This is a genomic window from Rhodococcus sp. PAMC28707 (assembly GCF_004795915.1).
Classification (GTDB): domain Bacteria; phylum Actinomycetota; class Actinomycetes; order Mycobacteriales; family Mycobacteriaceae; genus Rhodococcoides.
Map to the genome: position 1 here is coordinate 2,761,927 of NZ_CP039253.1, position 14,883 is coordinate 2,776,809.

Annotated in this window: 15 protein-coding genes; 6 read left to right on the forward strand and 9 right to left on the reverse strand. The window is 63.8% G+C overall.

Going from position 1 to position 14,883, the window contains the following annotated elements:
- Positions 1-18: 18 nt before the first annotated feature.
- Positions 19-678, reverse strand: coding sequence for a copper chaperone PCu(A)C (locus tag E5720_RS12500; protein WP_247595942.1), 660 nt, complete (start codon positions 676-678; stop codon positions 19-21).
- Between the two features lie 357 nt (positions 679-1,035).
- Between E5720_RS12500 and E5720_RS12505 the strand changes: the two genes are divergently transcribed.
- The 5 genes from E5720_RS12505 to rlmB all read left to right on the forward strand — a co-directional run bounded on the left by E5720_RS12505 (position 1,036) and on the right by rlmB (position 5,087).
- Positions 1,036-1,524 carry a CarD family transcriptional regulator gene (locus E5720_RS12505; RefSeq protein WP_084345496.1) on the forward strand — a complete coding sequence of 163 codons (489 nt, stop codon included), beginning with the start codon at positions 1,036-1,038 and terminating at the stop codon, positions 1,522-1,524.
- A 77-nt stretch (positions 1,525-1,601) separates the two neighbouring features.
- Positions 1,602-2,210, forward strand: coding sequence for a 2-C-methyl-D-erythritol 4-phosphate cytidylyltransferase (ispD, locus tag E5720_RS12510; protein ID WP_247596325.1), 609 nt, complete (start codon positions 1,602-1,604; stop codon positions 2,208-2,210).
- Positions 2,207-2,671, forward strand: a complete 465-nt coding sequence (gene ispF / locus E5720_RS12515) for a 2-C-methyl-D-erythritol 2,4-cyclodiphosphate synthase (protein WP_136170920.1) — start codon at positions 2,207-2,209, stop codon at positions 2,669-2,671. The genes ispD and ispF overlap by 4 nt, the downstream gene beginning before the upstream one ends.
- 23 nt (positions 2,672-2,694) lie before the next feature.
- The gene (gene cysS, locus E5720_RS12520) at positions 2,695-4,110 is read left to right on the forward strand and encodes a cysteine--tRNA ligase (protein WP_136170921.1); all 1,416 of its coding nucleotides are present in this window, start codon (positions 2,695-2,697) and stop codon (positions 4,108-4,110) included.
- Positions 4,110-5,087 (forward strand): 23S rRNA (guanosine(2251)-2'-O)-methyltransferase RlmB, encoded by a 978-nt coding sequence (rlmB, locus tag E5720_RS12525; protein ID WP_136170922.1) that lies wholly within the window; start codon positions 4,110-4,112, stop codon positions 5,085-5,087. Before cysS ends, rlmB begins: the two co-directional genes overlap by 1 nt.
- On the opposite strand, the gene E5720_RS12530 is transcribed toward rlmB, so the two are convergent.
- The 6 genes from E5720_RS12530 to E5720_RS12560 form a co-directional block, all read right to left on the reverse strand.
- Positions 5,072-5,965: a biotin-dependent carboxyltransferase family protein gene (locus E5720_RS12530; RefSeq protein WP_136170923.1), complete on the reverse strand. Its 894-nt coding sequence runs from the start codon at positions 5,963-5,965 to the stop codon at positions 5,072-5,074. The genes rlmB and E5720_RS12530 overlap by 16 nt on opposite strands.
- A complete protein-coding gene (locus E5720_RS12535; protein ID WP_136170924.1) occupies positions 5,962-6,564 on the reverse strand; it encodes an allophanate hydrolase subunit 1 in 603 nt (200 codons plus the stop codon). Before E5720_RS12535 ends, E5720_RS12530 begins: the two co-directional genes overlap by 4 nt.
- Positions 6,564-7,322 carry a 5-oxoprolinase subunit PxpA gene (locus E5720_RS12540; protein ID WP_136170925.1) on the reverse strand — a complete coding sequence of 253 codons (759 nt, stop codon included), beginning with the start codon at positions 7,320-7,322 and terminating at the stop codon, positions 6,564-6,566. Before E5720_RS12540 ends, E5720_RS12535 begins: the two co-directional genes overlap by 1 nt.
- 11 nt (positions 7,323-7,333) lie before the next feature.
- Entirely contained in the window at positions 7,334-8,212 is an 879-nt protein-coding gene (locus E5720_RS12545; RefSeq protein ID WP_136170926.1) for a metal ABC transporter permease, read from the reverse strand.
- On the reverse strand, positions 8,213-9,031 hold the full coding sequence (locus E5720_RS12550) for a metal ABC transporter ATP-binding protein (RefSeq protein ID WP_136170927.1): 819 nt from the start codon (positions 9,029-9,031) through the stop codon (positions 8,213-8,215).
- Positions 9,032-9,170: 139 nt separating this feature from the next.
- A complete protein-coding gene (locus E5720_RS12560) occupies positions 9,171-10,109 on the reverse strand; it encodes a zinc ABC transporter substrate-binding protein (protein ID WP_136172655.1) in 939 nt (312 codons plus the stop codon).
- 217 nt (positions 10,110-10,326) lie between these two features.
- Between E5720_RS12560 and E5720_RS12565 the strand changes: the two genes are divergently transcribed.
- Complete coding sequence (locus tag E5720_RS12565; protein ID WP_168708345.1) at positions 10,327-11,415, forward strand: LacI family DNA-binding transcriptional regulator; 1,089 nt, start codon at positions 10,327-10,329, stop codon at positions 11,413-11,415.
- Positions 11,416-11,498: 83 nt separating this feature from the next.
- On the opposite strand, the gene otsB is transcribed toward E5720_RS12565, so the two are convergent.
- Together otsB and kstR are read right to left on the reverse strand one after the other, a co-directional pair.
- Positions 11,499-14,048 carry a trehalose-phosphatase gene (gene otsB, locus E5720_RS12570; RefSeq protein WP_136170928.1) on the reverse strand — a complete coding sequence of 850 codons (2,550 nt, stop codon included), beginning with the start codon at positions 14,046-14,048 and terminating at the stop codon, positions 11,499-11,501.
- A gap of 52 nt (positions 14,049-14,100) precedes the next feature.
- Positions 14,101-14,793: a cholesterol catabolism transcriptional regulator KstR gene (gene kstR, locus E5720_RS12575; protein ID WP_247595943.1), complete on the reverse strand. Its 693-nt coding sequence runs from the start codon at positions 14,791-14,793 to the stop codon at positions 14,101-14,103.
- Positions 14,794-14,883 lie beyond the last annotated feature (90 nt).

Consider the following 14,883-nt stretch of genomic DNA (forward strand, 5'->3'; position numbering starts at 1 on the left):
ACGGTACCGACAGAAACGTCAGTTGTTGCCGTCGGCGCCTTCCTCGACCTGAGTCCCCACGACGCTGTTCTCGGCGCTGTGTGCCTCGGCTTCGATGGGCGACTTCGTCGAGACGTCGCGCGGAAGAACCTGGCCTGCATCGACGGGGACGAGAACCTCGACGTCACCGGCTTTCTCGAACGTGAACGTGACAGGAACCGTGAGGCCTGGGCGAACTTCCTCGCCGATACTGTTGAGCTCGACGACGATCTGCTGCAATGGGATCAGCTCCTCATCGAGCTCGGTGCCCGCGGGGGCTCCGGCGCCGAGGGCGGTCGACGGTGCAATCTCGGTTCCGCCAGGCTCCTTGCCGACCGTCACCGAGGACGCCGCTGTCGTGGAGATCCGTGTGAGGCGATCGGGGGTCGTGGTGCTGTTGTTGACGGCGATGAAGCCGAGTTCGACTTTGCCGCCTGGCTTGATCGAGTACTCCTCGGTCTGCGGGTACACCACATGCACATTGCGCAGTGAGATGTCGCCGACATCGGCGAAGTTTCCGTTGACAGCCGAGACCTGCTGGGCGGTCTGTGAAATTTGGCCGGAGCCGCAGGCAGTCAGAGTCAGTGCTGCGCCTGCCGCGAGAGCGGTTGCCCACAGGCGGGTCTTTCGGTGCGTGGTCGCAGCGTTGAACACAGTCACGGGTCGTCCTCCAGTTGTGCCGGTGTGTCGGGGGTGCCGATGCGGTTCCGGGCCAGTGCCTTTGCCGAGCCTGGGCCGGTAGCTCCAGGTCCACTAGGCAGAGTAGTAGTCAGCTTTCGAGGGTAGACCTCTGGGGCGTCCGGAACGTGCGGTATCGGGCTCCGACCGGCGTGTTGACCGGCGATTGCTGTTACTTGGACCACCTTGACGGAGGACGTCGGAATACCTACCTGGGGGGCTGCGGATACACGTTAACCGGCGGCTGTCAACCCCTGAAAAGACTGCGTTGTGCCCCTGACCTGCGCCGTTGATCTGAGCGCGTGGTAAACTGGCAAAATCGAAAGGGGCACGGGACACATGATTTTCAAGGTCGGAGAGACCGTCGTTTACCCCCATCACGGAGCGGCGTTAATCGAAGCGATAGAAACCCGCACCATCAAGGGTGAACCGAGAGAGTACCTGGTTCTCAAAGTTGCGCAAGGTGATCTCACTGTTCGAGTTCCTGCGGACAATGCCGAGTATGTCGGTGTTCGTGACGTCGTAGGTCAAGAAGGTCTGGACAAGGTCTTCCAGGTGCTTCGGGCACCGCACACGGAAGAGCCCACCAACTGGTCTCGACGCTACAAGGCGAACCTCGAGAAGCTCGCTTCCGGTGACGTCAACAAGGTTGCCGAGGTTGTTCGTGATCTCTGGCGTCGTGAGCAGGATCGCGGCCTGTCTGCAGGCGAGAAGCGCATGCTGGCCAAGGCGCGTCAGATTCTGGTCGGAGAGCTTGCGCTCGCCGAGGGAACGGATGAGGCCAAGGCCGACATCATTCTCGACGAAGTTCTGGCCGCAGCCTCCTAGGTGTGACCAGTGTGCATGCTGGCCCGGTCGTCGCGCTCGTACCGGCGGCGGGCCAGGGCGTTCGGCTCCGACAAGGAATGCCGAAAGCGTATGTGACTTTGAAGGGTAAAACCCTTCTGCAACATTCGGTCGACGGTCTGACAGCGTCAGGCGCCGTCGACCGAATTGTTGTGATCGTGCCGGCCGATCTGGTCGAGCACACGTGTGAGCTCCTCGGACCTACCGTCACGGTGGTCGAAGGGGCACATGAACGTACCGATTCGGTGCGTTGCGGTCTCGCGGTCGCCGGAGACGCAGCCATCGTGCTGGTTCACGATGCGGCGCGCGCGCTGACTCCGCCCACCCTGGTTGCACGGGTGGTCGCCGCGGTGCGCGCTGGACGTGGTGCCGTCGTGCCCGCAGTACCGGTAACCGACACCGTCAAGTCGGTCGATCTCATGGGCGCCGTGGTCGGGACCCCCGATCGGAGCTCACTCCGAGCAATTCAGACCCCACAGGGATTTCGTGCCGACCTGTTGATCCGCGCCTACGCCGAATCCACGGACTCCGCGACCGACGACGCAGGCCTGGTGGAGCGTCTCGGTGAGACAGTGCACACGATCACCGGTGAATTGCTCGCATTCAAGATCACCACTCCACACGACCTTTTGCTCGCAGAGGCGATCACCGCACAGGAGACTGCATGAGAGTCGGCATCGGAACAGACGTGCACCCGATCCAGGTCGGGCGGCCGTGTTGGCTCGCAGGCCTGCTGTTCGAGGACGGTGACGGGCTCGAAGGCCACTCGGACGGTGACGTCGCCGCCCACGCGCTGTGTGATGCGCTGCTGTCCGCAGCAGGTCTCGGTGATCTCGGCTCGGTTTTCGGGACGGGGCGACCCGAGTGGGACGGCGTCAGCGGTGCAGCAATGCTGACCGAGGTGCGTCGCCTTCTTGCCGAACACGGCTTCGGTATCGGTAACGCCGCAGTCCAGATCATCGGAAATCGACCGAAGATCGGGCCGCGCCGCGTGGAGGCGCAGGAGAGATTGTCAGCGATTCTCGGAGCCCCCGTTTCGGTGTCTGCGACCACCACCGACGGATTGGGATTGACGGGACGAGGCGAAGGAATTGCCGCCGTCGCGACGGCACTTGTCATGAGTGAGTAAATCCCCCGGTAGCATGGCGAGTCGTGACCCTTCACCTTTACGACACCGAGACGAGGGCCTTGCGGGAATTCATCCCCTTGGTCCCTGGCCATGCGTCGGTGTACCTGTGTGGGGCGACGGTCCAAGGTGAGCCTCATATCGGCCACGTTCGTAGCGGTGTCGCGTTCGACGTCCTTCGCAGGTGGCTCCTCGCCCACGAGGTCGACGTCGCTTTCGTCCGCAATGTCACCGACATCGACGACAAAATTTTGAACAAGGCGCGCGACGCTGGACGGCCGTGGTGGGAGTGGGCCGCGACGTTCGAGCGATCCTTCGCGTGGGCCTACGACCAACTCGGGGTGCTACCGCCGTCGGTCGAGCCGCGAGCAACCGGACACATCACCCAGATGGTGGAGTTGATCGACAGATTGATCGCATCCGGGCACGCATACGCCTCCGCCGGTGACGTGTACTTCGACGTGGTGAGCTTCCCGAGTTATGGGGCGCTGTCCGGGCACAAACTCGACGACGTACATCAGGGCGAGAGCGTCGCCGAGGGTAAGCGTGATCCCCGAGACTTCACGCTGTGGAAAGCAGCGAAGCCCGGCGAGCCGTCGTGGCCGACACCATGGGGACGTGGACGCCCCGGATGGCACCTCGAGTGCTCGGCCATGGCCGAGGCATACCTCGGGCCCGACTTCGATATTCATTGCGGTGGTCTCGATCTGGTGTTCCCGCACCACGAGAACGAGCGTGCGCAGAGCAAAGCGGCCGGCGACGGGTTCAGTCGATACTGGTTGCACAACGGCTGGGTCACGATGGGCGGCGAGAAGATGTCGAAATCGCTCGGCAACGTTCTGTCGGTCCCCAATGTTCTCCAGCACGTGCGACCGCAGGAACTGAGGTATTACCTCGGTGGCGCGCACTACCGTTCGATGCTCGAATACTCCGACAATGCGCTGCAGACGGCAGCGGTGACCTATCGAGGAATCGAAGGATTCGTCAAACGTACGGTCGAGCGAGCGGGAGATGTACCACTCGGCACCTGGACCGACGGCTTCGCCGCCGCGCTGGACGACGACCTGGGAGTCCCCAAGGCGCTCGCCGAGCTACACGCGACGGTGCGGGCGGGCAACAGCGCGCTCGAAGGCGGAGACCTCGAATCCGCCGTCGAGCATGCCGGGCAGGTGCGTGCGATGCTCTCGATTCTGGGTGTGGATCCGCTGGATCCGCACTGGGCTGGCGGATCCGGCGACACCGACGCACTCGAAGGGGCCCTGGGAGTGCTTGTCGACGCAGAGTTGCAGCGTCGAGCACAAGCCAAGGTGGACAAGGACTGGCCGGCCGCGGACGCGATTCGAGATCGCCTCGCCAAGGCAGGCATAGACGTGACAGATACCCCCAACGGGCCGGAATGGTCCGTCGGGGCAACACGCAGTAACGACGAAGCAGGGCAGTGATGGCAGGCAATTCAAGTAGGCGCGGCGCGATACGCAAGACCGGCACCAAGAAAGGTCAGGTCGCGGGCTCCGGCGGAAATCGGCGCCGAGGTCTCGAAGGCCGCGGCGCCACGCCGCCCGCTGAGGAGCGCACCAAGCATCCAGCTTCACGTCGCGCCAAGATGGCGGAGAAGTCCGCTCAGAACCGTGGCGACAGTCGTGGTCGCAGCACTCGGGTCCCGACTCGGAAGAACGACGACGGTCCAGAGGTCGTGCTGGGTCGCAACCCCGTCGTTGAGTGCCTTCGCGCGGGAGTTCCGGCGACGGCCCTGTGGGTTGCCGTCGGCACCGACAGTGACGAGCGGCTGAAGGAAAGCGTCCAGCGCGCAGCCGACGCCGGTATCTCCATTCTCGAGGTTCCACGTTCGGATCTCGACAAGCTGAGCGCGAACGGTCTGCATCAGGGTCTCGCTTTGCAGGTTCCGCCGTATCGATACGCCCACCCGGATGACTTGATCAGTACGGCTCGCTCGCACCAGGAACCGGCACTTCTGGTCGCTCTCGACAACATCACCGACCCTCGGAACCTCGGTGCGGTTGTGCGCTCGGTGGCGGCGTTCGGTGGACACGGCGTCGTCATCCCGCAGCGGCGTAGCGCCAGTGTCTCGGCCGTCGCCTGGCGCACCAGCGCAGGTGCTGCGGCGCGACTCCAGGTTGCCCGCGCCACCAACCTGACCCGGACGTTGAAGGATTGGCAGTCCAAGGGTGTCACCATCATCGGTCTCGACGCCGAGGGCGACACCACGCTCGACGAATTCGACGGCACCGGCCCACTGGCTGTGGTTGTCGGATCCGAAGGCAAGGGTCTCTCGCGTCTGGTTCGCGAAACCTGTGATTCGATTCTGTCCATCCCGATGGCAGGTCCGGTCGAATCGCTGAACGCTTCGGTGGCAGCGGGCGTTGTGTTGGCCGACATCGCACGTCAGCGTCGTCGGTAGGACGGGACGCCCCATCGGGGCTGGTGCACTCGGAACCGTATCGAGTCCCCGGGCCGCAGTTGTCCGATCGATGGAAGATCGGTGTCTCGAACGACGGCGATGACGGGATACCCGCCCGTCACCGGGTGATCGGCGAGGAAGAGGACGGGCTTGCCGTTCGGTGGAACCTGGAGGGCGCCGGGAACCATGCCCTCGCTGAGTAGCTCGTCGGTCCACGCTCGTTCCAGCGGCGTCCGACCGTCGAGCTTGACCCCGACGCGATTCGATTCGCTGGTTGCGGTCCAAATTTGGCTCGCCAGGACATGGAGTGCCTCGGAGGTGAACCAGTCCTGGCGCGGACCGAGGTTCACCGACACTTCGATGTGCCCGGTTCGGTCCGGGGGTGGTGCCAATTCCGTTGCAGGCCAATGTGACTGCGCATCACCGATCGCGAGGACGTCACCTTCCGTCAGTGGCGCCGGACCCAGCCCCGACAGAGTGTCGGTGGACCTGCTCCCGAGAACCGTGGCGACGTCGAATCCGCCGCGTACAGCGATATAGCTGCGGAGTCCCGAAGTCGGTGTGGCCACTGACAATTCGTCTCCGTCGGACAGATACAGCGTGTTGTACATCGCCCCGGCGATGCCGTTGACGGTGATCCTGCCCGAAGCGCCGGTGACCGCTACGGCGACCGATCCCTGCATGCGAATCAGCACGCCGCCCATCGTTGCCTCGAGTGTTGCAGCGTCGACAGTGTTGCCCACCAACCTGTTGGCAGCGTCGTGCGAGCGGAGGTCGGCGGCGCCGGATCTTCCGACGCCGATCGACGCGTGACCGGGGCGGCCTCGATCCTGCACGGTGCACAGTGGCCCTGGACGTAGTATCTCGACGGCTTTCACGACTGCTGGAACCTGACCTTCGTACCGGGCTGTAGCCGCGCAGGGGGCGAGCCGCCCTCGTCCCACAAGACCGCATCGGTGGTCCCGATCAACTGCCATCCACCTGGAGAACTGCGTGGGTAGATTCCGGAGAACTCGCCGGCAAGTCCGACCGAACCTGCAGGGACCGAGGTGCGAGGTTCGAAGCGTCGAGGAACATGCAGGCGGTCGTCGGGGCCGACGAGATAGCCGAACCCAGGTGCGAACCCGCCGAATGCGACGGTCCAGATGCGACCCGTGTGCGCTGCCACGACTTCCGGCGTCGACAGACCGGTGTGTCTGGCGACATCTTCGAGATCCGGACCGTCGTAGCTGACCGCAATCGTCACCGCGTCGGCCTTCGCTTCACTGTCCTCTGCCACTGGTTCGACCGAACGAATCCACGTCACGATCCGTTCTTTCTGACCCCGGAATCGCACCAGAACTGTCCGCGCGGCCGGGACCAGGTCCTCGACGTCGACGGGGGCCGTCGCGTGCAGTGAACGGAAGAAGGCCATCGTCTCGCGGAGGTCGCCGTACTCGATCAGTACGGCATGTTCACCTGCATCTCGGACGATCATCAGATGAAGGGTGAGATCTCGATACCGTTGTCGGACAGTATCTTTCGGACTGCGATGGCGATGTCGACCGCGCCTGGAGAGTCTCCGTGCACACACACCGATTCCGCGGAGACGGCGACGCTGCTGCCGTCGATCGACTCCACCGTTCCCTCCCGAACCAGTTGGAGGATGCGCGCTGCGACCACCGCAGGATCGGACAGGACGGCGCCGGCCTCGCGCCGGGACACCAACTCACCAGCAGTTGTGTACGCACGGTCGGCGAAGGCCTCCGACACGGTCCGCAAACCGGCAGCCTCGGCCTCCTCGAGGAACACCGAGCCTGCCAAACCGAGGACGGGGAGCGTCGGATCGTAGATTAGGACGGCGTCGACTACAGCTTTCGCCTGGTCCCGATGCGTGACGATGGCGTTGTACAGCGCGCCGTGTGGTTTGACGTAGGCGATGGCGGAACCGGCTGCCTGGCTGAGCCCGTCGAGGGCCCCCATCTGGTACAGCACGTCGGCAGTCAGATCAGCAGGTTCGATGTCGATGAAGCGTCGGCCGAAACCGGCCAGGTCGCGATAACCGACCTGAGCACCGATACGGACCGCCCTGTCGGCCGCAGCACGGCAGGTCGCCAGGATCGTCTGTGGGTCACCCGCATGGAAACCACATGCAATATTGGCACTGGTCACCACCGCCAGCATTGCATCGTCGTTACCGAGCTTCCACGTTCCGAAGCTCTCGCCGAGGTCTGAGTTGATATCGATGGACGTCATCGGCTTCGAGTCTAGGCGACAACGATGCGACCGGAGTCGGCCTTTCGGCGAGACCCCACCGCGCGGCAGATGAGGTAAATGACGAACGAGATGGTCGTGACGAATGTCGACACGGGAACACCAGGTGCGAGCGAGAGCAGAATGCCGCCCACGGCGGCGATCTCGGCGAACAGAATGGACAACAGCGTCGCCTTCAGCGGGCTCGCAGTCACACGCGCGGCAGCGGCCGCGGGCGTGATGAGCAACGACAACACGAGCAGCGCCCCGACGATCTGAACGCCGAGCGCACACGCGACTCCTACCAGAACTGCGAACACGACGGCGAGCCCACGGACCGGGACGCCGCGTGCCAGCGCAACCTCCGGGTCGGTGCTGGCGAACAACAGTGGACGGTAGACGACCGCGAGCACGACGAGGACCAACACCGCGCACACCAACAGAAGCTGAATTCCGCTCTGCCCTACGCCGACGATCTGACCGATCAGAAGCGAGAAGCTCGTGCCGGTTCTACCCGGATACAGCCAGATGAACAACACCGACAATCCAAGCCCGAACGACATGATGACACCGATCACCGAGTCGCGATCCCGAGCTTTGGAGCCGAGCAAGGCGAACATCACCGCGGCGACGACCGAGCCGATTATTGCTCCGAGCCCGACGGTGATACCGACGAGCAAAGCCGCCGACGCGCCGGTCAACGACAATTCACTCGAACCGTGCACCGCGAACGCCCACTGTCTACTGACGATCAGCGGACCGAGCGCACCGGAGAGCAGACCGAGAATGGCCGCCGCGAGGAGTGCCTGCTGTACGAAGTCGTAGCTCAACAAGTTCGCCGTCGTACTGAAGTCGAAGATCTTGGAGAGGGCGTCGACCACTTTCTCGTTCATTCAGAGATCCTCGGTCGGTGGATGGTGCGCACCCGCAGAGCCGAGAGCGTCGATGGAATCTCCGGTGCCGACGACGACGAGCCGCCCGCGCACCTTCAGAACTTCCACCTCGGTTCCGTACAACTCCGAGAGCACTTCGGTCGTCATGACATCAGCAGGTGCGCCGATACGGAACTTGCCGTCGACGATGTAGACGATGCGGTCCACCAACGGCAGAATCGGATTGATCTCGTGCGTCACGAACAGCACCGCCGTGTCGTGCTCCCGCCGTCGCCGATCGATGAGACCGGACACGAGACCTTGATTCGCCAAATCGAGGCTGAGTAGAGGCTCGTCGCACAGCAACACCGTCGGATTGCCGACCAGCGCCTGGGCGATACGTAAACGCTGCTGCTCGCCTCCCGACATCGTCCCGACCGGCGCACCAGCGAAAGCATTCGCGTCGACCTGGTCGATCGCATGCTGCACGACACGTGTGCGCTCACGCATGCCGCGAAGACCGAGCCCCCAACGATGGCCGTCCCAGCCGAGACCGACGAGATCACGCCCACGCAGCGGCAAGCCGTCGTCGATACTGCGCTGCTGCGGGATGTAACCGACACCGGACTGGCCTTTGCGGACAGGCTCACCCGCAATTGCAGCAGTCCCCGAAGTCAAATGGTTCTGGCCGAGCAGCACCTTCAGAAGCGAAGTCTTACCCGAACCGTTCGGTCCGAGGACAGCTACGAACTCACCGCTCTCCACCGTGAGATCGAGGTTCCGCCACAACGTGCGCTCCCCGAACGCCAGTCCGGCATCGCGCAGTTCTACAGCAGGCATGAACTACAGCTTTCCAGCCCTGGCCATACAGCCGCTCCGCGGGCTCCACTCCCGGTTTCCGGGGTCGTTCCGCGGGCTCCACTCCTGGTTTCCAGGGTCGTTCCGCGGGCTCCACTCCCGGTTTCCAGGGTCGTCATGCTCAGGACGCCGACGCCAGCGCAGATTCGAGATCCTCCGCTGCCTGCGTCTGCCACTCGATGTAGGTCTTGCCCTCGGGCAGCGTCTCGGTCACCTCGACGACGGGGATTCCGGCGGCCTCGGCGGTGGAGCGGATGTCCTGGGTGACAGCGTCCTGCGTCTGGATGTTGTAGACGAGGACCCGGACGGACTTCGACGTCAACAGGTCGCGAGTAGCCGCGATGGACGCGGGCGACGGGTCGTTGCCCGCTTCGATGGCGTTCTTGAAGTCCTCGGGTGTTCGATCGTCGAGGTCGGACTCTTCGATCAGGTAATGCGCGATCGGTTCCGTCTGTGCGACAGGTGCATTGGCATGATCGACGGCGATCTTGTTCGTCACGTCGGTGATGCGATGGACCTGATCATGGAACGTTTCGGCGTTCGCGGTGTACTGGGCGGCGTTGTCGGGGTCGAGCCGGCCGAGCTTGTCGGCGATCGACTCCGCGGTGGATGCGGCAACCTCCGCGTCGAACCAGACGTGCTCGTTGGCGTCGCCGTGGTTATGGCCGTGACCGTCCGTGGAGTTTTCGGAGCCGTTCGGGGTCGATTCTTCGTCGTCGTGTGTATGGCCTGAACCGACGAGGTCGTACGCGTTGACCGAAGGCACGTTCTTTCCCTCCGAGCCGAGGATGTCCTCGATGAACTCGTCGTATCCGCCACCGTTGTATACGACGAGCGACGCCTCGGCCACCTTCGCGGCATCGCCGGCGCTGGCCTCGTAGGAGTGCGGATCCGCCGACGGGTCGGCGATGATCGATTCCACCGAAGCGAGGTCTCCCGCGACGGATTGCGCGACGCTGCCCCACACGTTGGTCGAGGCCACGATTGTGATCGGGCCGTCGATCGCGGTGGCAGGCGCCGAAGAGTTGGATGTGCTCGTCTCCGAACTGCATGCGGTCATGGCCAGTGCGGCGGCGCAGGTGAGCCCTACGAGAGCGGTAGTCGAGCGGGCGAATTGTCGCACTGGTGACCCCTTGAGTGGAAGCTTACGGAAGCGAAATATTCGCCTTGTTGGAAATGGTTACCGTTGTACTCTAGCGATTCGGCGGTTCTCGATCGAATCGGGTACCCGGTCGCCGAATTTCACTGCAGCACCCTTCTCCGGCTAACGTCCCCATATGTCCAGGTCGAGCGAGCCGCGCCGCCCCGCCACATTGGCCTCCATCGCTGCCGACCTGAAGGTGTCGCGCACCACAGTGTCGAACGCCTACAACCGGCCCGACCAGCTCTCACCCGAACTTCGCGAGCGCGTTCTCATGGCAGCCAAACGGCGCGGATACGCAGGACCGGACCCGCTCGCTCGCTCGCTTCGCACTCGTAAGGCGGGCGCAGTCGGCCTCGTACTTACCGAGGCGCTCAGCTACTCCTTCCGGGACCCTGCCGCCATGGCGTTCCTGGCCGGGCTCGCCGAATCCTGCGAAGCTGCAGGCCAAGGCCTGCTCCTCATTCCTGCAGGGCCCGATCGAGATGAGACTGCGGCCGCCGCCGTCGTGCAACAAGCAGGGGTCGACGGCTTCGTCGTCTATTCAGTCGCCGACGACGACCCTTACTTGATGGCCGTCCGCGAGCGGCACCTACCGATTGTCATCTGCGACCAACCACGCGGAGTGCCGGAGGCCGCACTCGTAGCCATCGACGATCGTGCCGCGATGAAAATGATCGCCGAGCAGATCATCGCCCTCGGACACCGCCACATCGCCGTTCTCTGTATGAGACTCGGACGCGACCGTCGCGACGGCGTCGTACCGCCCGCCCGGCTCGCTGGAAGCCACTTCCATGTCCAACGGGAGCGGATAGCAGGGGTGAAGGACGCGATGAAGGACAGCGGCCTCGATCCGGAATCGCTCACCGTCGTGGAGCGATTCGAACACACCACCCGCTCCGGCCACTCCGCTGCAGCTCAGGCGCTACAAGCCAACCGTGAGGCCACCGCACTGCTCTGCACCACCGATGTCCTCGCTCTCGGCGCACTCAACTTCGCGAAGGTCGCAGGCATCGACGTTCCGGGTCAGCTCACCATTACCGGCTTCGACGGCGTGGAAGATGCAATCCGCGAGAACGTCACCACCGTTCGTCAGGATGCCGAGGAGAAGGGGCGACGTGCAGGTGCGCTCCTGCTCTCCACCTCGCAGTCGGGCATCATGGCGGCCGAGTTCTTACCGACCGAATTGGTCAAAGGCCGTACGGCGGCTCCACCGCCCGCCTAGACCGCTTGAATGGCCACTTCATGCTGACAGATCGTATGAGTGGACCACTCAAGCGATTGCGGGCAAAGCGATTGCGGGCCCACTCAGGCGCTGAGCAAACTCGCACACCTGAGCAGACCGAGGTGGCTGTAGGCCTGGGGATGGTTGCCCAGTGAGCGTTCGGCGACGGGGTCGTATTCCTCACTGAGCAGACCGGTCGGACCGGCTGCACTGACGAGTTGGGCGAACAGGGCCTCGGCTTCTGATCGCTGCCCGATGAGCAGGTATGCCTCGACCAGCCACGCCGCGCACAGATGAAATCCACCCTCGCCGCCGGGCAATCCGTCGTCGTGGTGGTAGCGGTACACGGTCGACCCGCTACGCAGTTCGGCTTCGGTCGCCGTCACGGTCGCCGCGAACCGAGGGTCGGACGGATCGATCAGCCCGGAGAGCCCGATGTGCAGGGTCGCCGCATCGAGGTCGGTGCCTTCGTAGGCTGCGGTGAAGGACCGGACTTCTTCGTTCCAACCCTTGTCGATGACCTCGGCATGGATCTGCTCGCGCAGACCGGCCCAGCTCGGTTCGGTTTCCCGACCGAACGAGGCGGCGAGGGTGAGCGCCCGATCGATGGTCATCCAGCCCATGACCTTGGAGTACACGTGGTGGCGGGGTGTCCCGCGGATCTCCCAGATACCGTGGTCGGGTTCGTCCCATCGGCGCTCCACAGCCTCGACCATCGAGCGGACCAGACTCCAATCGTCGTCGGACAAGGCCTCTTTCCCGGCCAGGCCCCGAGACTGGCGGGCATGCGCGAGGGAAGAGACGAGGTCGACGATCGGCCCGAACACATCGAGTTGGACTTGCTGGTTGGCTGCGTTGCCGACGCGGACCGGGCGCGAGCCGGCGTATCCGGGAAGCTCGTCGATGACGGCCTCGGACGGCAGACCGAGACCACGGATCGTGTACAGCGGATGTAGTCGTTCGGGGCCAGGCACGGACTTCAGGACCTCGTGGATCCATCCGAGGTATCCCTCGGCTTCGGTCGTCGAGCCGAGGTTGACCAGCGCGGAAGCGGTGAGTGCCGCATCGCGCAGCCAGCAGTAGCGGTAGTCCCAGTTGCGCACGCCGCCGATCTCTTCGGGTAGCGACGTGGTCGCGGCCGCCATGATCGAGCCGGAGTCGGCGTGAACGAGTCCGCGGAGCGTCAGGGCGGATCGTTTCATCAAATCCGGTTTGAGTGGCGGCAGATTCAGGGCATCGACCCAGTCCTTCCAGTAGGCCTCGGCCTGTTCCCGGCGCTCCGGTTCCGGTAGCGCAGAGGGACCGAGATCCTCGCAGCCCAAACGTAATTCGAGGACGACGGGTCCACCGGTCGGGTCGATCTCGGCATGCGCGGTCTGTTGCGCGCCATCGGAGACGACGTTCCATTTCACGCCGGGACTGCGCAGGACCATCGGCTCTGCGGTGCCGGAGATTCGAAGTCCGTCCTCCTCGGGTTCGAGCTGAACCCACACTTTGCCGAATTCGGGTCGCGGTGCGAACGTCACGATTGCGGTGGCTTTGCCGGTGACGACGCGCGTGAGCGAGGTCTGCCCGATTGCGACGTCGTGCGGGAGGTAGTCGGTGACCTGCAGGCTCGACCATTTGGTCTGGACGGTCATGGTGCCGTCGACGTACTGCTGGCTCAGCGGCAAGGCAGTGCGCTTGGGGCCGATGCTGAAGTGACCGGCCTCGTTGCCACCGAGGAGGTGCGCGAAAATCGCTGCCGAGTCCGGTTCGGGGTGGCAGAGCCATGTCAGGTTCGCGTCGGGAGTCACCAGCGCGACGGCATTGGGGCTGGCGAGCATCGTGAGTCGTTCGATGCGAGGAGCATCGGCACCGGAGAGCCACCGGCGACGCTCTTCGAGTAGGAAGGCCAGTGCGAGTGATACCTGCTCGGTGCTGTCGATGTGGAACTCGGCGAGACTGTCACCGGGGCCGATCTTGACGCCGACGTCGGGGCCGTGCAGGCGGGTGAAGGCCTTCTCATCGGTGACATCGTCGCCGAAGAAAACCGCAGCTGTCGCGCCCTCCTGATGCCGGAGGATATCGAGGGCGTCGCCCTTGTCGGTGACGATGACAGCGAGTTCGATGACGGACTTACCCTCGGTCACCTGCACGCCTTCGCGTAGCGCGATGCCTTCGCGCACGGCAACCAGCGCGGCATCCGCATCGGCCGAGTCGGCGTTCCGGACATGTAGCGCAGCACTCGCGGGCTTTGTTTCGACGGTGACGCCGGAGAATCGCGCGGCGATCGAGGTCATCTCCTCGGCGATGTCCTGCAGAAGTCGTTTGGCCGTGTCGTCGATTGCATTGATGAATCCGACGTCGAATTCGCTGCCGTGGCTGCCGACGAGTTGGACCTCGGCGGGGAGCCTGGACAGTGTGGCCAAATCGCGGAGGGCGCGACCTGAGATGACGGCAGCCTTCGTTGCGGCAAGACTCGCCAACCCGCGCATAGCGCTCACGGACTCGGCATGCGGAAACGCCTTCGACGGATCGGACACGATGGGGGCCATCGTCCCGTCGTAGTCGGAGGCGACGAGCAGTCGAGGCGTTCGGGCCACGGCCATGAGAGCGCGGCGAAGTTCAACCGGTAGATCCGAAGCAGTCACGTGAACGAACCTAGGCGATGCGAGCCGATGTGGCTCACTCGGACGCGCACGCTCAGTAGAGGGGCTCGGAGTCTCCGAGTAGCAGATCGACGGTCAGTTCGAGTCGAGCGGCGACGTCGGTGGCAGACGAACGGCGGGTCAACCACGCCACGAGATTGGACAGCCAGACGTCGCTGATGACGCGAGCGATGCTGAGCTGCAGTTCCGTTGGATCGCCGTCGCTCATCGCTTTGGCGAACAGTCGGTCCATCAATCGGCCGACCTGATCCACCTCGGCAGCAGCGGAGGCGTCCGCGAACATGAAGGCGCGAGTCATCGCTTCGGTGAGTAAAGGATCACGTTGCATCGCGCGTGTGATCTGCCCGAGAATGAGATGCATCCGCTCCTGCGGCGTTTGGCCGGGAGGAAGCTTGCGACGGGAGTCGATCTTTTCGAATTCACGGGAGAGAGCCGAAACCAGCAGATGGACCTTGGACGGAAAGTATCGATACAGCGTTCCGACTGCGACGTCGGCACGCTCTGCGACGGCCCGCATCTGAACGGCTTCGTAACCACCTTTGGATGCGAGAGCCAAGGTCGAATCGAGTATTCGCTTCCGGCGTTCGCGTTGAGCGTTGGAACTCAGGTCGTCGTCGGTGAGGACGCCGACGGAACGCAACGGTGTAGCCGTGTTGGTTTCTTTCACGGCCGTTCCCCTGTTCTTGTCGACGTTGTTCACCGATCGCGACCGAGAAGATGTGGTCATCGACGTTGTCCTTCGCACCTTGACTCTGAACCAGCTACCGTATTAGAACACGTTCTAGACAAAAAAGTCATCATGAAGAGTAGGGAACAG